15 protein-coding genes are annotated in these 16832 nt (G+C 68.2%); 10 read left to right on the top strand and 5 right to left on the bottom strand.

Annotated elements, in window-relative coordinates; translation table 11 throughout:
- Positions 1 to 17 precede the first annotated feature (17 nt).
- On the bottom strand, positions 18 to 866 hold the full coding sequence (locus DES45_RS04025) for a MurR/RpiR family transcriptional regulator (protein WP_114768651.1): 849 nt from the start codon (positions 864 to 866) through the stop codon (positions 18 to 20).
- Positions 867 to 1149: 283 nt separating this feature from the next.
- Between DES45_RS04025 and DES45_RS04030 the strand changes: the two genes are divergently transcribed.
- From DES45_RS04030 to DES45_RS04045, 4 genes are all read left to right on the top strand, one after another.
- Positions 1150 to 2091 (top strand): sugar ABC transporter substrate-binding protein, encoded by a 942-nt coding sequence (locus DES45_RS04030; RefSeq protein ID WP_114768652.1) that lies wholly within the window; start codon positions 1150 to 1152, stop codon positions 2089 to 2091.
- A gap of 73 nt (positions 2092 to 2164) precedes the next feature.
- Complete coding sequence (locus DES45_RS04035; protein ID WP_245429730.1) at positions 2165 to 3307, top strand: ABC transporter permease; 1143 nt, start codon at positions 2165 to 2167, stop codon at positions 3305 to 3307.
- Between the two features lies 1 nt (position 3308).
- Positions 3309 to 4100, top strand: coding sequence for an ATP-binding cassette domain-containing protein (locus DES45_RS04040; RefSeq protein WP_114768653.1), 792 nt, complete (start codon positions 3309 to 3311; stop codon positions 4098 to 4100).
- Between the two features lie 14 nt (positions 4101 to 4114).
- Complete coding sequence (locus DES45_RS04045; RefSeq protein ID WP_114768654.1) at positions 4115 to 5254, top strand: Gfo/Idh/MocA family protein; 1140 nt, start codon at positions 4115 to 4117, stop codon at positions 5252 to 5254.
- 81 nt (positions 5255 to 5335) lie between these two features.
- Here the strand turns inward: DES45_RS04045 and recQ are convergent, their stop codons facing one another.
- Both recQ and DES45_RS04055 read right to left on the bottom strand, forming a co-directional pair.
- Entirely contained in the window at positions 5336 to 7138 is a 1803-nt protein-coding gene (gene recQ / locus DES45_RS04050; protein WP_114768655.1) for a DNA helicase RecQ, read from the bottom strand.
- Positions 7135 to 8406, bottom strand: coding sequence for a BaiN/RdsA family NAD(P)/FAD-dependent oxidoreductase (locus tag DES45_RS04055; RefSeq protein ID WP_114768656.1), 1272 nt, complete (start codon positions 8404 to 8406; stop codon positions 7135 to 7137). The genes recQ and DES45_RS04055 overlap by 4 nt, the downstream gene beginning before the upstream one ends.
- Positions 8407 to 8559: 153 nt before the next feature.
- Between DES45_RS04055 and DES45_RS04060 the strand changes: the two genes are divergently transcribed.
- The 3 genes from DES45_RS04060 to DES45_RS04070 all read left to right on the top strand — a co-directional run bounded on the left by DES45_RS04060 (position 8560) and on the right by DES45_RS04070 (position 11124).
- Complete coding sequence (locus DES45_RS04060; RefSeq protein ID WP_114768842.1) at positions 8560 to 9027, top strand: CAP domain-containing protein; 468 nt, start codon at positions 8560 to 8562, stop codon at positions 9025 to 9027.
- Positions 9028 to 9090: 63 nt separating this feature from the next.
- Positions 9091 to 10869: an SLC13 family permease gene (locus tag DES45_RS04065; protein WP_114768657.1), complete on the top strand. Its 1779-nt coding sequence runs from the start codon at positions 9091 to 9093 to the stop codon at positions 10867 to 10869.
- A 57-nt stretch (positions 10870 to 10926) separates the two neighbouring features.
- Positions 10927 to 11124, top strand: a complete 198-nt coding sequence (locus tag DES45_RS04070; RefSeq protein WP_114768658.1) for a hypothetical protein — start codon at positions 10927 to 10929, stop codon at positions 11122 to 11124.
- A gap of 60 nt (positions 11125 to 11184) precedes the next feature.
- Here the strand turns inward: DES45_RS04070 and DES45_RS04075 are convergent, their stop codons facing one another.
- On the bottom strand, positions 11185 to 11487 hold the full coding sequence (locus tag DES45_RS04075; RefSeq protein ID WP_147282342.1) for a hypothetical protein: 303 nt from the start codon (positions 11485 to 11487) through the stop codon (positions 11185 to 11187).
- 222 nt (positions 11488 to 11709) lie between these two features.
- On the opposite strand from DES45_RS04075, the gene DES45_RS04080 reads away from it, so the two are divergent.
- A complete protein-coding gene (locus tag DES45_RS04080) occupies positions 11710 to 12666 on the top strand; it encodes a DMT family transporter (protein ID WP_114768660.1) in 957 nt (318 codons plus the stop codon).
- Here DES45_RS04080 and DES45_RS04085 read toward each other — a convergent pair.
- A complete protein-coding gene (locus DES45_RS04085) occupies positions 12629 to 13582 on the bottom strand; it encodes a hypothetical protein (protein ID WP_245429731.1) in 954 nt (317 codons plus the stop codon). The genes DES45_RS04080 and DES45_RS04085 overlap by 38 nt on opposite strands.
- Positions 13583 to 13854: 272 nt before the next feature.
- Here DES45_RS04085 and ribA point away from each other — a divergent pair, with 272 nt between their 5' ends.
- Complete coding sequence (gene ribA, locus DES45_RS04090; protein ID WP_114768843.1) at positions 13855 to 14967, top strand: GTP cyclohydrolase II RibA; 1113 nt, start codon at positions 13855 to 13857, stop codon at positions 14965 to 14967.
- Between the two features lie 154 nt (positions 14968 to 15121).
- Positions 15122 to 16810 (top strand): L-lactate permease, encoded by a 1689-nt coding sequence (locus DES45_RS04095; RefSeq protein ID WP_114768662.1) that lies wholly within the window; start codon positions 15122 to 15124, stop codon positions 16808 to 16810.
- The last annotated feature ends 22 nt before the right edge of the window (positions 16811 to 16832 follow it).

Genomic DNA, 16832 nt, shown 5'->3' on the forward strand with positions numbered 1-16832 from the left:
GGCCTTTTTGTTGCGGCTCAGGCCTCCGCCCGTCGCTCGGCGGTACCGACGGCGAGCGCCATGGCGAGCGCGAAGGAGGCCGACAGGGACCGGAAGGCGCCGAAATCGGCCTCGGCCACCTCGAGCCACACATCCGCGCTCGTGACCAGGGGGCTGAAGGCCGAGTCGGTGATCGCCACCACGGGAATGTTCTTGCGCGCCGCCGCCGCGGCAAGATCCGCCGTCACGGGCGAGTAGGGCGTGAAGCTGATGGCGAGCACCGCGTCCCGCTCCGTGGCGGTCGCGAGCTGCTCCGGCCCGAGTTGGGCGATGTGGTCGATCAGGATCGCCCGCACCCCGAGCTTGCCGAACGCGTAGGCGAAATAGGCCGAGACCGGGAAGACCCGGCGGGCGCCCAAGAGATAGATCGTGTCGGCTTTCGCCAGCGTCTCGATGGCACGGGAGAACTCCTCCGGGCGCACCGACTCGCGCATGCGGTCGAGGGAGATCGCCGCCGCATCCGTGAAGCCTTCGAGCAGGGAGGCCGAATGGACGTGCGCTCCCTCCGAATCGCGCAGCACCCGCAGGCGCTCCCGGTAGTCGGGAAAGCGCTCGCGCAGGCGGTCGCGGAAGATCTGCTGCAGGTGGGAGAAGCCGTCATAGCCGAGGCTCTTGGCGAAGCGCACCAGGGTGGAGGGCTGGACGCCCGCATGCTCGGCGATACCGGCCACGGTCCCGAACGCCACTTCCTCGGGGTGGTCCAGCGCGAAGGCCGCGAGTTGCTTCAGCCGCTTGGGCATCGTGTCGCGGCGGGCGAGCAGGAGAGCCCTCAGGCTCTCGAAATCCTCCGGGATCGCATCCGTGACTGATGCTGAACGCTCCTCCATCGCCCGTCGGTTCTCCCCTTGCCGCACCTGACCTGACGGGAACTTGACACCGATCCCCAAGAAATGGAATAAAAATTCTAAAGATAACCACAAAACGCTCGATCATTCCGTTTTCGAGTGGTCGGGCCGGCAGAGGAAACGCCTTGGGACAAAGGATTCGCGGCCCGAATCACCTTGCCTCCTTCTCTGCCGAACTCCATCGCGCGGCCCCTTCGGCCGCAGCGTTCGTCGCAGCCGGGCGTCCGGGGCGATGCTCGAGTGCAGACAAACTGGGAGGAAACAGATGAAGTCGCTCGTAACACGTCTGGCTGCCGCGGCAGCCCTCACCCTGGCAGCCGTGGCTCCGGCCGCCGCGCAGCAGAATACCCGCATCATCGTGGTCAGCCACGGCCAGGCCAACGACCCGTTCTGGTCGGTGGTGAAGAACGGCGTGGCGGCAGGCGGCCAGGACATGAAGGTCCAGGTCGACTACCGGGCGCCCGAAACCTTCGACATGGTCGCCATGGGCCAGCTCATCGACGCGGCCGTCAACCAGAAGCCGGCCGGCCTGATCGTGTCGATTCCCGACGCCTCGGCGCTCGGCCCGTCGATCCAGAAGGCGGTGGCCGCCGGCATCCCGGTGATCTCCATGAACTCCGGCTCCGACGTGTCGAAGAAGCTCGGCGCGCTGCTCCATGTCGGGCAGGACGAGGTCGAGGCCGGGCGCATCGCCGGCGCCAAGCTCAAGGAGATGGGCGGCAAGGTCGGCCTGTGCGTGAACCAGGAGGTCGGCAACGTATCGCTCGACCTGCGCTGCAAGGGCTTCACGGAAGGGTTCGGCGGCAAGGTGACGGTCCTGCCGGTCACGAACGACCCGGCGGATGTGCGCGCCAAGGTGAAGGCGGCGGTCGCGGCCGATACCGCCATCGACACGATCCTGGCGCTCGGCGCCGGCACGGCGGGCGAGCCCTCGGTCGCGGCCGTGAAGGATGCCGGCAAGACGGGTGCGATCAAGGTCGCCACCTTCGACATGTCGGCCGGCTTCCTCAAGTCGGTGGCGAGCGGCGAGGCAGTGTTCGCCATCGACCAGCAGCAGTTCCTGCAGGGCTACCTCCCCGTGGTGTTCCTGGCCAACTACGCCAAGTACGGGCTCATGCCCGGCGGCGACGTCGCTTCGGGCCCGAACCTGGTCACGAAAGAAAAGGCCGCCCAGGTGATCGACCTGTCCGCCAAGGGCATTCGCTGATCGTTGCCGGAGCCCGCGGCCGACCGGGTCGCGGGCTCCTCTATTTTCCAGGCATTCATGAGGGAAGGCTCCCATGGCGGACACGACCCAGCCGACCGCAGATCTGTCTCCGGCGCCAGCCGTCAAGAAGATTCAGGACGAGCGTCTGCGCGAGGTCTCCTTCCTGACCAAGATCATGCGGCGCCCCGAGCTCGGCGCCCTGGCCGGGCTGGTCCTGGTCGCGATCTTCTTCTTCTCCACCGCCGACGCCTCGATGTTCACGCTGGCGGGCATCATGAACATCCTGTCGCCCGCCTCGCAGCTCGGCATCCTCGCCATCGCGGCGGCCCTGCTGATGATCGGCGGCGAGTTCGATCTCTCCATCGGCTCCATGGTGGCCTTCACGGGCCTCGTCTTCGGCGCGTTCATCACGCTGAGCGGCTGGCCGCTGCTGCTCGCCATTGCCGGAACCCTCGCGGTGGCGGCGGTGCTCGGCGGCCTGAACGGCCAGATGGTGATCCGCACGCGGCTCCCCTCGTTCATCGTCACGCTCGCGTTCCTCTTCATCCTGCGCGGGCTCTCCCTCGTCGGACTGAAGTGGGCGACCGGCGGATCGACCCAGATGCGCGGCATCGGCGACCAGGCGGGCGAAGGCATCGTCCGCGAGCTCTTCTCGGGCGTCGCCTTCGAGGGCGTGTTCTCGTGGCTTGCGGCGCACGACGTCATCGCCAAGTTCCCGAACGGCCAGCCGACCGTGACGGGGGTCCCGGTCTCCATCGTCTGGTTCGTCGGCTTCGCGCTCCTTGCCACCTGGCTTCTCCTGCGCACCCGCGCCGGCAACTGGATTTTTGCTGCGGGCGGCGACGCCAACGCGGCGCGCAACTCCGGCGTGCCGGTCGACCGGGTGAAGACCGCGCTCTTCATGCTCACCGCCTGCGCGGCAGCCCTGGTAGCGGTCCTCACGGTGCTCGATGCCGGCTCGACCGACGCGCGGCGCGGCTTCCAGAAGGAGTTCGAGGCCATCATCGCGGCGGTCATCGGCGGCTGCCTGCTCACCGGCGGCTACGGCTCCGCCATCGGGGCGTTCTTCGGCGCCATCATCTTCGGCATGGTGTCGATCGGCCTCACCTACACGCGCTTCGACTCGGACTGGTTCCAGGTGTTCCTCGGCGCCATGCTGCTGCTCGCGGTGCTGTTCAACAACTTCATCCGCCGCAAGGTGACGGGGGAGCGCTGACATGGACACGGCATCGAATGCTCCTCTCATTGACATCCGCAACGTCGTGAAGCATTTCGGCTCGGTGATCGCCCTCTCCGGCGTGTCGCTGACCGTCAACCGCGGCGAGGTGATGTGCCTGCTCGGCGACAACGGCGCCGGCAAGTCGACCTTGATCAAGACCCTGTCGGGCGTTCACCGCCCGACCAGCGGCGAGTTCCTGGTCGACGGGCGGAACGTGACTTTCTTAAGCCCGCGCGACGCGCTGGATGCCGGTATCGCGACGGTCTACCAGGACCTCGCCATGATCCCGCTCATGTCGGTGACGCGCAACTTCTTCATGGGGCGCGAGCCCGTGAAGGGCGTATGGCCGTTCCGTTTCGTGGATTTCGACCATTGCGACGCGGTCACCCGCGAGGAGATGCACAAGATAGGCATCGACGTGCGCGATCCGCACCAGGCGGTCGGCACGCTCTCGGGCGGCGAGCGGCAATGCGTGGCCATCGCGCGCGCGGTCTATTTCGGCGCCAAGGTGCTGATCCTCGACGAGCCGACCTCGGCGCTGGGCGTCGCCCAGACCTCGATGGTGCTGAAATACATCCACCAGGTCCGCCAGAAGGGCCTCGGCGTCATCTTCATTACCCACAACGTGCGCCACGCCTATGCGGTCGGCGACCGCTTCACCGTGCTCAACCGCGGCAAGACGCTCGGCACGTACAAAAAATCCGAGATCGAGATCGAGGCGTTGCAGAACCTCATGGCCGGCGGCAAGGAATTGCAGGCGGTGTCCGAGGAGCTGGGCGGGATGGTCTAAGGGGAAAGCAGGACATGACACCTCTCGGCGTCGGCCTCATCGGCACGGGCTACATGGGCAAGTGCCATGCGCTGGCCTGGAACTCCGTCGCGCCGGTCTTCGGCGACGTGGAGCGTCCGCGTCTCGCGGTGCTGGCGGAGGCCTCGCAGGAGCTGGCGGAGAAAAAGGCGCGGGAGCTCGGCTTCGAGCAGGCGACGGGGGACTGGCGCTCCCTCGTGACGGATCCGGCGGTCGACGTGGTGTCGATCACGACGCCGAACGCCTTCCATCCCGACATGGCGATTGCGGCCCTGGAGGCCGGTAAGCACGTCTGGTGCGAGAAGCCGATGGCCACGAAGCTTACTGACGCGGAGCGGATGCTCGCCGCCGCCCGGGCTTCCGGCAAGGTCGCGGCTTTGGGCTACAACTACATCCAGAACCCGGTCGTCCGCCTGATCCGTCGCCTCCTCGACGAGGGGCGGATCGGCGAGGTCAATCATGTCCGCCTCGAGATGGACGAGGACTTCATGGCCGACCCGGAGGAGCTGTTCTACTGGAAGAGCGAGGCGACCTCCGGACACGGCGCGCTCGACGATTTCGGCGTCCACGCCTTGAGCCTGGTCTGGACGCTCTTCGGCGGCGTCAGGCGCGTCTGCAGCCACATGGCGAAGCCCTACGCGGACCGTCCGCTGCGTGAAGGCGGGCGTCGCGCTGTCGAGACCTACGACATCGCCACCACGCTGATCGAGCTGGAGAATGGCGCGTCGGGCGTGATCGCCTTGAACCGCTCCGCCTGGGGTCGCAAGGGCCGCATCTTCGTGCAACTCTTCGGCTCCAAGGGCACCGTCGTGTACGACCAGGAGCGCATGAACGAGGTGCAGCTCTACACGACGGACGGTCCGAAGGAGATTCAGGGCTTCCGCACCATTCTCACGGCGCCGCACCACCCACCCTATGACAAGTTCATCCCGGCCCCAGGCCACGGCCTAGGCTTCAACGAGCTGAAGATCATCGAGTGCCGCCAGCTCATCGGACGCATCCGGGGCGAGGCCGCAACGCTGATCGAGTTCGAGGACGGCATCCGCATCGAGCGCACGGTCGACGCCATCGCGCGCAGCGCCCATGCAGGGCAGTGGGTGGACGTGGCGACGGATCAGGGGAAACGGGCGGCTTAGGAGCCCACCCTCGTCATTCCGACACGATGATGTTTATAGGTTCCGGGCTCCGCTTTGCGGCCCCGGAATGACAGCGTGGTTTTACGCCGCGTGCTGCTTCAGCACCTCGAGGAACGCCTCTGCGTAGCGGTCGAGCTTGGCCTGGCCGACACCATGGATCTCGCCGAAGGCGCGGATCGTGGTGGGCCGTTTCGCGGCCATGTCGAACAGGCTGCGGTCCGAGAAGATCACGTAGGCGGGCACGCCCTCCTCCTTGGCGAGGCGGGTGCGCAGGACCTTGAGGTCGAGCAGCAGCGGATCGTCGCCCGGCACGACGGATTCCGCCTCCATCCGCGAGCGGCGGCGGCGGCGCTCGCTCGGCTTCATCAGCACGTCGGAGCGCAGCTCGATCCGCTCCTGGCCTTTGAGGACCGCCACTCCCTTGTCGGTGATGGTCCAGCGCCCGTATTCGGCGAGTTCCAGGCCGACCAGCCCCGCCGCATAGATCTGCCGCAGGAGGGAGCGCCATTCGGTCTTGGAGCGGTCGCTGCCGACCCCGAAGGTCTTGAGCTTGTCGTGGCCGAAGCGGCCGATCGAATCGGTGCGCTCGCCGACCAGGATGCTGATGAGATGCTCCGTGCCGAAGCGCTCGCCGGTGCGCACGATGGCCGAGAGGAGCTTTTGGGCCTCGATGGTGCCGTCGAACGACATGACGCCGTCGATGCACAGGTCGCAGTTGCCGCAGGGCTCCGTCGTCTCGCCGAAATAGGCCAGCAGGGTCTGGCGGCGGCAGCGCGGCGCCTCGCAGAGCGCCACCAGCGCATTGAGCCGCTGGCGCTCGACCCGCTTCTGCTCGTCGGGCGCGTCGCTGTCCTCGATCTGCATGCGGCGCAGGCGCATGTCGTCGAGGCCGTAGAGGGTGAGCGTGTCGGCGGGCGCCCCGTCGCGGCCGGCGCGGCCGATCTCCTGGTAATAGGCCTCGATGGATTTCGGCAGGGCCGCATGGGCCACGAAGCGTACGTCCGGCTTGTCGATCCCCATGCCGAAGGCCACCGTCGCCACCATCACGACCCCGTCCTCCTGCAGGAAGATGTCCTGGTTCTTGGCCCGGTCTCCCTGCGGCATGCCCGCATGGTAGGGCAGCGCCCGGTAACCGGCCTGGTTCAGGGAGTCCGACAGCTTTTCCGTCGCGTCGCGCGACGAGCAGTAGACGATGCCGCTCTCGTGCCGGTGCTTGTCGAGGAACGAGAAGAGCTGGCGTCTCGAATGCTCCTTGGCCTGCATGGCGAGGCGCAGATTCGGCCGGTCGAAGCCGTGAATGAAGATGCGCGGCTCGCTCTCGAAGAGCCGGTGCATGATGTCGCCGCGCGTCGCCACGTCGGCGGTGGCCGTGAGCGCGATGGTCTGCACGCCGCCGAGGCGTCGGCGAACCTCGCCGAGGAGCGCGTATTCGGGCCGGAAATCGTGTCCCCATTGCGAGACGCAATGCGCCTCGTCGATGGCGAGCAGGTTCACGCCCGCCCGCGCGAGCCATTCGGTCGCGCCCGTGTTGGCGAGGCGTTCCGGCGAGGCGTAGAGCAGGCGCATGCGCCCGTCGCGGATCGAATCGGTGACGCGCCGGTTCTCGGCCTGATCGTTGGCGGAGTTGAGGCTCCCGGCCTCGACGCCGAAATGGCGCAGGGCCTCCACCTGGTCGCGCATGAGGGCGATGAGCGGCGAGACCACGACGGTCAGCCCGTTCCGCACGAGCGTCGGCAGCTGGTAGCACAGGGACTTGCCGGCGCCGGTCGGCATGACGGCGAGCACGTCCTCCCCGGCCAGGACGGCGCGCACGATCTCCTCCTGTCCCTCGCGGAAGGAGGAGAAGCCGAAGACGTCGTGGAGAATCTGGAGCGGGTTGGTCACGGCTGCCGTGTGGCCGACGCGGGACTCCGCGTCAATGCGGCATCGGGAATCCCGAGATAGGACAGCACGCCTCTGGCGGCCGCGACCCCGGTCGCGAAGGTCGCCTGGAGCAGGTACCCGCCGGTCGGCGCCTCCCAGTCCAGCATCTCGCCGGCCACGAAGGTCCCGGGCAGGCGGCGCAGCATCAGGTGCTCGTCGGTTTCGTCGAACGCGATGCCGCCGGCGCTGGAAATGGCGCGCTCGAGGGATTTCACGCCCGTGAGGGTGAGGGGAGCGGCCTTGATGAGGCGGGCGAGGTCGCCCGCATCCGCGGGCAGCGCGGCGGATGATTCGCGCAACAGGGCGATGCCGACCGGCGACAGCCCGGCCGCCTTGCGCAGGAAGGTGGAGGCCGACTGCCCTTTTCGCGGCGCGTCGAGCCGCTTCGCCAGAGCCTCCGCCGAAAGGTCCGGGCGCAGATCGACGAGGAGGGTTGCCCGGCCGTCGCGTTCGATGGCGTCGCGGAGGCGGGCCGACAGGGCATAGACCGCGCCACCCTCGATGCCGTCCGTCGTGACGACGGCCTCGCCGCGGACGGTCATGCCATCGAAGGTCAGGGCGATTCGCTTGAGGGGCTCGCCCGCGAATCGGGCGCGCATCACGTCCGACCAGGGGACCACGAAGCCCATGTTGCTCGGCCGCAAAGGAGAGACGCCGATTCCGCGTCCTGCGAGAGCCGCCGTCCAGGTCCCGTCGGAGCCGAGCCGCGGCCAGCTCGCGCCGCCGAGGGCCAGCACCGTCGCGTCCGGCTTCTCCTGAACCGTCTTCCCGTCCGGACCGCTGAAGACCAGGTAGCCCTCCTCGTCCCAGCCCTGCCAGCGGTGCCGGAGCCGGAATGTCACGCCAAGCTGCCCGAGCCGGGCGAGCCAGGCCCGCAGGAGGGGAGAGGCCTTGAAGGCCTTCGGAAACACCCGCCCGCTCGACCCCACGAAGGTCTCCTGGCCGAGGCCTTCGCACCAGGCGCGCAGGTCCTCGGGCCGGAAGGCCTTGAGAGCGGGCAGGAGCTGCGGCCGGGCCTCCGCATAGCGCTGTGTGAAGCGCTCGAAATCCTCGCTGTGGGTGAGATTGAGCCCACCCCGGCCGGCCATGAGGAACTTGCGTCCGAGCGAGGGCATCTGGTCATAGACCGTGACGGTGATGCCGGCCTGCCCGAGGACCTCCGCCGCCATCAGCCCGGCAGGGCCGCCGCCGATGACGGCGACGCGGGGAGGGGAGGAGGGCAGGGACATGCGATCAGCTGACGCGGAAGACAGGAGGGTTCTGGACCCTCGGCCGGCGGCGTGGCATGCAGCGGCTTCGGGCGGACATGGGTCTTGCACATGACTGCCACGGAGGTTTTTTTCAAGGGGAGCGGCGATGAACGCCGCCTCAAGGGGAAATCGATGAAGAAGGCCATCTCCTTCTGCGTCCTGGCCGGCCTGGCGCTGGCTGGATGCGCCGGCGACATCGCCCTCACCGAGAACCACAAGGTTCTTTCGACCTCGACCAGCGACGCCGCGCAAGCGGCGGCCCTGATCTCGGCCTACCGCACCTCCCGGGGCTTGAGCCCCGTGACGGTCGATTCGCGCCTGAACGAGGCGGCAGCGTACCAGGCCCGGGTCGTGGCGGCGGCCGGCAAGCTCAGCCACGGCAGCTTCAGCAGCCGCATGGACAAGTTCGGCATCGCCGGCTACGCGGCCGAGAACCTGTCCGCGGGCTCCTCGTCGGTCGATGGTGCCGTCAACCGCTGGAAGGCCTCGCCCGGCCACAACGAGAACCTGCTCATGCCGCAGGCCCGCCGGATCGGCCTTGCGCGCGCCGACGCCCAGGGCGGCTACGGACGGTACTGGGCGCTCGTCCTCGGCCAGTAAGGGCCCACGGCACAAAGGAGAAGGCTGCGCGTTACCGAGGAGGTTCCTCTCTTCGCGCACTCCATGACCCATCAACAAATGCTCGCCTTCGCCATCGTCGCCGGGATGATGGCGCTCTTCGTGTGGGGCCGGTTCCGCTACGACGTCGTGGCGGCCCTGTCGCTCCTCGTCGCCGTGGTGGTCGGCATCGTGCCGGCCGACAAGGCGTTCTCCGGCTTCAGCGACGACATCGTCATCATCGTGGCGAGCGCGCTCCTCGTGAGCGCCGCCGTCTCCAAGTCTGGGGTGCTCGAAGCGGGCCTGAACCGGATCGCCCCTTACCTGCGCACCACCCAGATCCAGATCGTGGTGCTCGTCGGCGTGGTGACGGTGCTGTCCTCGTTCGTGAAGAACATCGGGGCGCTCGCGATGATGATCCCGGTGGCGTTCCAGATCGCGCGGCGCACCAACACCTCGCCGTCCGCATTCCTCATGCCGATGGCCTTCGGGTCGCTGCTCGGCGGCATCGTGACCCTCGTGGGCACCTCGCCCAACATCATCGTGTCACGGGTGCGGGGCGAGCTGCTCGGCGAGCCCTTCGGGATGTTCGACTTTACACCGGTCGGCGCCGGCATCGCGCTCGCGGGCGTCGTGTTCCTGGCTTTCGGCTACCGGCTCCTGCCTCAGGGCCGCAAGGGGGCGGCATCCCTCGACGAGGCTCTCAACATCAAGAACTACGTGACCGAGGCCCGCGTGACGCCGGAATCTGAGATCGCCGGGCAGACGGTGGCGGACCTGCGCCGCATGGCCAACGACGAGGTGAAGGTCGCGGCGATCATCCGCAACGAGACCCGCAGCTCCAGCCCCCTGCCGGACGCCACGATCCGCGAGAACGACCTGCTCATGCTCGAAGGCGAGCCGGACGCCCTGGAAAGCGCGGTGGCGCGGGCCGGCCTGAAGCTCTCCCGCGAGCACCGCCAGCCCGAGATGGACGAGGCGACGGACGAGATCGGCGTGATCGAGGCGGTGATCGGGCCCAATTCCGTCCTGACGGGCATCTCGGCCGAGCGCATCGCCCTGTTCGAGCGCTTTCACGTCAACCTGATCGCGGTCAGCCGCAGTGGGCAGCGCTTCACGGAGCGCCTGCGCACGATCAATCTTCGCCCCGGCGACGTGATCGTGCTCCAGGGCAACCTGAAGAAGCTGCCGGATACCCTCAAGGAACTCGGCTGCCTGCCGCTCGCAGAGCGCGACATCCGCCTGGGGAGCGCGCGGCGCAGCCTCCTGCCCATCGCCATCCTGGCCGCCGCCATGGTGCTCGTGGCCTTCAACATCCTGCCCGTCGCCATCGCGTTCTTCGGGGCGGGGGTTCTGCTGGTGCTGTTCGGCTCGCTGAATCTGCGCGAGGCCTACGAGACCATCGACTGGCCGATCATCGTGATGCTCGGGGCGCTGATCCCCGTCAGCGAGGCGATCCGCACCACCGGCGGCACGGACCTGATCGCCGGGTGGCTCTCGTCGGCCGCCAACATGCTGCCGCCGACCGGCGCGCTCGTGCTCATCATGGTGGCCGCCATGGCGGTGACGCCGTTCCTCAACAATGCCGCCACCGTACTCGTGATGGCGCCTATCGCGGCGAGCTTCGCGACGCAGCTCGGCTTCAGGCCTGACCCTTTCCTGATGGCGGTGGCCATCGGCGCGGCCTGCGACTTCCTCACCCCCATCGGACACCAGTGCAACACCCTGGTGATGGGGCCGGGCGGATACCGGTTCGGCGATTACTGGCGGCTCGGCCTGCCGCTCTCGATCATCGTCGTCGTGGTCGGCATCCCGCTCATCATGGTGTTCTGGCCGCTCCGGTGAGGAACGGACCGGTGGCGCCTCCGTTGACCCCTCGAGTCCCATAACAGGAGTGATGTCATGACCCGAGGCCCCGGCCCGTACGATCCGCAGCCGAGTCCCCCGAGCCCGCCCTCCAATCCGGTTCCTCCCGGCCACACGCCGACGGAGGTTCCGGTCCGCGAGCCCACCGAGATCCCGGCGACCGATCCGGACCGTGCCCCGGACACGCCCCTGACGCCGCCGCAGCCCGGCGGCCAGCCCGGGCCGATCGCCTGATGTCAGAAACGGAAAAAGCCCGGGACCCCGGGCTTTTTTATGCTTGAACGCGCCGCAGGACTAACGCAGGGCGGCGGTGAGCAGCAGGGTCGTGCCGACCGCCGAGGACGCGACGGCGACGAGCATCGCCCAGCAATGGAGCCGGTCGCGCTCCTCCTGGTTCAGGAGGGGGCGGATCCGCGATTCCGAGCGCCCGAAGATGAAGCTGTGGTTGCGCGCGGGCCTCGGCGGTGTCGGCATGATGCAGAAGCCGGCCTTTCCGGTGGACCGGTACCGCTCCTCGCGGGAGGGGCCGGTCAGGTACGAGCGGTCGTCGGAGGGATGCGGGCCCATGGCGGTCACGGCGTCTTGTGAAAATGTCATGGAGCCAGACTGGAACCGAAGCCGTGAACGCGGAGTAAAACCGCGCCGGAAGCCGGTTTTGTCGTAAATCAATCCTTTCAGAAGTGGCCTGCGAGCCGGAAGACCCGTTGCGCCGCAAGGGCTTGAGGGCTCTCCCGGCGGCTTTGGCGTGCGGCACAGAAAACGGGTCGAAGCCGCGGGTCGACTGTGCCATAGGGTTTCCAGGGCTCGGGACCACGCGCAATGACATCGACTATCCACAAGACAATGACGGCCTCCGACTGGGCGCTGCTCACCATCCTGTCCGTCGTCTGGGGCGGATCGTTCCTGTTCATCGGCGTCGCCGTGAAGGAGCTGCCGCCCCTCACGATCGTCGCCCTCAGGGTGGCCATGGGGGCGCTGGCCCTGAGGCTGATCCTCGTCGTCATGGGCGTGCCGATGCCGCGGGAGCGCGAGGCCTGGGTCGCGTTTCTCGGGATGGGGATCCTCAACAACGTGATCCCCTTCACGCTCATCGTCTGGGGGCAGAAGCACATCGCCAGCGGTCTCGCGTCGATCCTGAACGCCACGACGCCGCTCTTCACCGTGATCGTCGCGCATTACCTGACGGCGGACGAACGCCTGACCCGGCAGCGATTCGCCGGCGTGGTCGTCGGGTTCCTGGGCGTCGCCGTGATGATCGGCGGGGCCGCCCTCCAGTCCTGGAACCTCGCCGTCCCGGCCCAGCTCGCCGTGCTGGCGGCCGCGGTGTCCTATGCGTTCTCGGGGGTCTACGGCCGGCGGTTCAAGGCTATGGGCATTCCGCCGCTCGCCACCGCGGCCGGCCAGGTCACGGCCTCGAGCGCCGTCCTCCTGCCGCTCGCCCTCCTGGTCGACCACCCGTGGGCGCTGCCGCTGCCGAGCACGGGTACGGTCGCGTCCATGCTCGGGCTGGCGCTGCTCTCGACCGCCTTCGCCTACACCCTGTTCTTCCGCCTGCTCGGGCGGGCCGGGGCCACGAATGTCGGCCTCGTGACCTTCCTGATCCCGGTCAGCGCCATCCTGCTCGGCGTGCTGGTGCTGGGAGAGACCCTCGAGCCCCGGCACATGGCCGGCATGGCGCTGATCGGCGCGGGCCTGATCCTGATCGACGGGCGCCTCGTGGCGCGGATCGCCCGGGCGTTCAGTTCGCGGAAGCCGGCGCTGCGCGGAAGCGATTGAACATCATGTCGGGCGCGCTGGTGTTGTGGCGGGACGGGATCAGCCGGCCCATCCACACATCCGTGGCCCTGGCCTTGCCGAAGCCCATGATCGGCTCCTCGCGCCAGGCGCGGGCGTTCTCCTCCCGGGCGGCGATGCGGGCCACGTCGGCGTTGAATTCGGTCACGTACATGGAGCGCAGGGCCGCGAAGGGCTTGCCCGCGATGGCCCGGTCGAAGGCGACCTCCAGGTTCAGGCGCTCCTCCGTGAGATCCTTCACGGCCACCGTGGCCTTGCCGCCCGCCGTGAAGGCCAGCGTGAAGGTCATGGAAGCGGGGTCGAACGCGACCTCCTTCAGGTCCACGATCGGCCTCTGCTCCATGGTCACCGGGCCGACCAGGAACGAGGAGCCGTAGGCGCTCCAGCCCAGATGGGCCGGCGGCAGGGGCTTGATCCGCCAGTAGCCGTCGGCGGGGTAGAGAACGAGCACCTCGTCCTCGCGGCCCTGCCGGCGCTTCAGGATCTGCATCATGTGGATGTTCTTCTCCGCCCGGTCGCCGATCCGCACCGTCACGTCGCTCGGGCGCCAGAAATGGGTGTAGGAGAGGCCCGTCACCCGCAGCTCGGGGCTCTCGTAGAGATTGCTCATGGTCGGGTGGGGATGGTTCGAGGTCTCGGCCGAGATGTCCTCGCAGGCGGTCCAGTCCGGCTCCCAGCTGTCCTGGCGCATGTGGCCCACATAGACCGGGTGGGCGGCCTCGATCCGGAAGGTGCGGACCTCGGGCGAGGCGAAATTAATGGAGACGTTGTCCTTTTCGGCGCAGAGCACGGGTTCGCTCGTGTTCGTCACGTCGACCGCCAGGCCGTCGAGGGTGGCGGCGGCGGCGCCGGTGGCGAGGGTGAGGGCGGCGAGGAGAGCCAGGCGGGGCAGGAGCATGCGGACCATCGTGCGTTCGACCGGGAGGAGGCCTGGGCGGGAGCCGGCCGCCGGTACAGATACTCTCCAAGCGTCACCGGGTCGAGCGCCCAGGCGGCGCCCTGCGGCCGCCTGTTGATGAAGCATGGCAGGCATCCCATCTCTGTCATTAGGGTTCGTCCCCTGCCTGTGATAAGGTGCCGGACGTCCGCAAGCTTGACGTGAGGCGCGGAGCGCCTCTGCACGGAACCGATTTCCTGAAAAGAGACGGGTTCGCCTGAGTTCGATTGATGATGCGCCTTGTTCTGAGCCTGTCCGACGATCCCGCCACCACCTCGGTCGAGCGGGCCGTCATGGAGTTCCGCAGCGCCCGCCCGGTCGTGATCGACGGAGCGGAGGCGAGCGCGCTCGTGGTCGGCATCGAGGATCTGGATGAGGCCATGGCGGCCCAGCTCGAAGCGGTCGCCGGCGGCCACGCCCATCTCGTCCTGCCGCCGGCCCGGCTGCGCCGCCTCGGCCTCGAGCGGGACAAGCCCGCAATCGTCGCCCTCCCGGCGGTCGACCGGAAGCGGATCGAGACCCTGGCCCTCAAGGTCGACGGCCGCATCGACGCGCCCGTCCGGCCCGCCGATTCCCTCGACGAGGAGGCGCTGGAGCTCGCCCGCCTATCCCTGGTCCTTCCTGCGGTGGTCGTGGTCCCGCTCGCCTCCGGCATCGAGATCGATCCGTCGCTGACGCGGGTCTCGGGCGCCGCGATCCGGGACTACCGTCGCGCCAAGGCCCGCGACCTGAAGATCGTCAGCCGCGCCCCGGTGCCCCTGGAAGGCGCCCCGAACAGCGAGTTCGTGGTCTTCCGCGGCGGCGAGGGCCTGCGCGACCAGGTGGCCGTGATCGTCGGCAATCCCGACCTGTCGAAGCCCGTGACCGTGCGGCTGCATTCCGCCTGCCTGACGGGCGATCTCTTCGGCAGCCTCAAATGCGATTGCGGCGACCAGCTGCGCCGGACCGTGAGCTTCATGGCCAAGAACGAGGGCGGCATCCTGCTCTATCTCGACCAGGAGGGCCGCGGGAACGGCATCGCCAACAAGATCCGGGCCTACAAGCTCCAGGCGCAGGGCTACGACACCTACGACGCCGACGAGGTTCTGGGATTCGATGCGGACCAGCGCGGCTTCGACTTCGCGGCCGGCATGCTGCGCCAGCTCGGAGTGACGGCGGTGCGGGTCATGACCAACAACCCGGAAAAGCTCGCCGCCCTTCGCAAGGCCGGTCTCGACGTGATCTCCGACCACCGGGTGCTCGGACGCCCGACGCCGGAGAACGTCAGCTACCTGGCCTCCAAGCGCGACCGGGCCGGCCACTTCATCGACATCGAAGGCCTGCTGGCCTCGTCCATGAAAGACTAGCGGAAAAGAGACGCTCAGCCGTTCGAGACTTCGTGCGTCTTAAGTCCAGTATTGCCGCGCTCTTCGACAGATCTAGTTTCCTCGGAGCGGCCCGACCGGTTCGGCCTGACCGCGCCAGGGCTGGCCTCGGCCGGCGAGTTCAGGGGAAACGCTCATGTGGAGTCAGGTCTACAATCCGTTCGGGAGCGCCGTGCTCTCGACCATCGTGGCCGCCTTGCCGATCGTCTGCCTGCTGGGGCTCATCGCCTTCGCCAGGATGCAGGCCCATCTTGCGGCCATCATCACGCTCGTCCTGTCGCTGGTCATCGCCATCTTCGCCTTCGGGATGCCGGGCGGCATGGCGCTCGAAGCCGCGGGCCTCGGGGCCCTCACCGGCCTCTTTCCCATCGGCTGGATCATCATCAACGTCATCTTCCTCTACCGGCTGACGGTCGAGAACGGCTCGTTCAAGGTCCTGCAGGATTCCATCGCCGGGATCACGGCCGACCGGCGCCTGCAGCTCCTGCTCGTCGCCTTCGCGTTCGGGGCCTTCTTCGAGGGAGCGGCAGGCTTCGGCACCCCCGTCGCCGTCACGGGCGCCATCCTGATCGGCCTCGGCTTCTCGCCGCTCGCCGCCTCCGGCCTGTCGCTCATCGCCAACACGGCGCCCGTGGCCTACGGGGCGCTGGGCACGCCGATCGTGACCCTCGGGGCCGTGACCAACCTCGACCCGATCGCGCTCGGCGCCATGGCCGGGCGGCAGCTGCCGTTCTTCTCCCTCATCGTGCCGTTCTGGCTCATCTGGGCCTTCGCGGGCTTCCGCGGCATGGCGCAGATCTGGCCGGCCGTTCTGGTCTGCGGCGTGGCCTTCGCGGTCCCGCAGTTCCTGGTCTCGAACTTTCACGGGCCCTGGCTCGTGGACGTGGTCGCCTCGCTGGTGTCCATGGGCTGCCTGGTGGCCTTCCTGAGGGTCTGGCGTCCGGCCGAGATCTGGACCAGCCCGGCGCTGCGCAACCATCCCGAATCGGCCGGCGCCGTCGGACGTCCCGCCTCCCTCGGCGCGGCCTCGACGGCCGAGACGATCGGGCACCACCACAGCCCGGGCGAGCTCTTCCGCGCGTGGCTGCCCTGGATCATCCTGTGCGCCTTCGTGTTCGTGTGGGGCACGCAGACCTTCAAGGACATCGTCAACCCGCTGTTCTTCCCAAAATGGACCTTCGAGGGCCTGCACAACATGGTGCAGAAGGTACCGCCGGTGGTGCCGAAGCCTACGCCCGAGGCCGCGGTCTACGGCTTCAACATCCTCACCATGACGGGCACCGGCATCCTGCTCGCGGCCATCGTGTCGGGACTGGCGATGAAGTACTCGCCCCTGCGGCTGATCCGAGCCTATGGCGAGACCCTGTGGGTGGTGCGCTATTCCCTCATCACCATCGCGGCCATGCTCGCGCTGGGCACGCTCACCCGCTATTCGGGCGTCGACGCCACCCTCGGCCTCGCCTTCGCGCAGACGGGCTTCCTCTACCCGTTCTTCGCGGCCCTTCTCGGCTGGCTCGGCGTCGCCCTGACCGGGTCGGACACGGCCTCGAACGTGCTCTTCGGCAACCTGCAGAAGATCACCGCGGGGCAGCTCGGCCTGTCCGAGATCCTCATGGCGGCCTCGAACTCGACCGGCGGCGTGATGGGCAAGATGATCGACGCGCAGTCCATCGTGGTCGCCTCGACGGCCACGAACTGGTTCGGGCACGAGGGCGAGATCCTGCGCTTCGTGTTCTGGCATTCGATCGCGCTCGCGGCGCTCGTCGGCGGCCTGGTGATGCTCCAGGCCTACGTCTACCCGTTCACCGCGATGGTGGTGCACTGACCGACGGGTAGAGGGACGAAGA

This window comes from Microvirga subterranea, from assembly GCF_003350535.1.
Taxonomy (GTDB): Bacteria; Pseudomonadota; Alphaproteobacteria; order Rhizobiales; family Beijerinckiaceae; genus Microvirga; species Microvirga subterranea.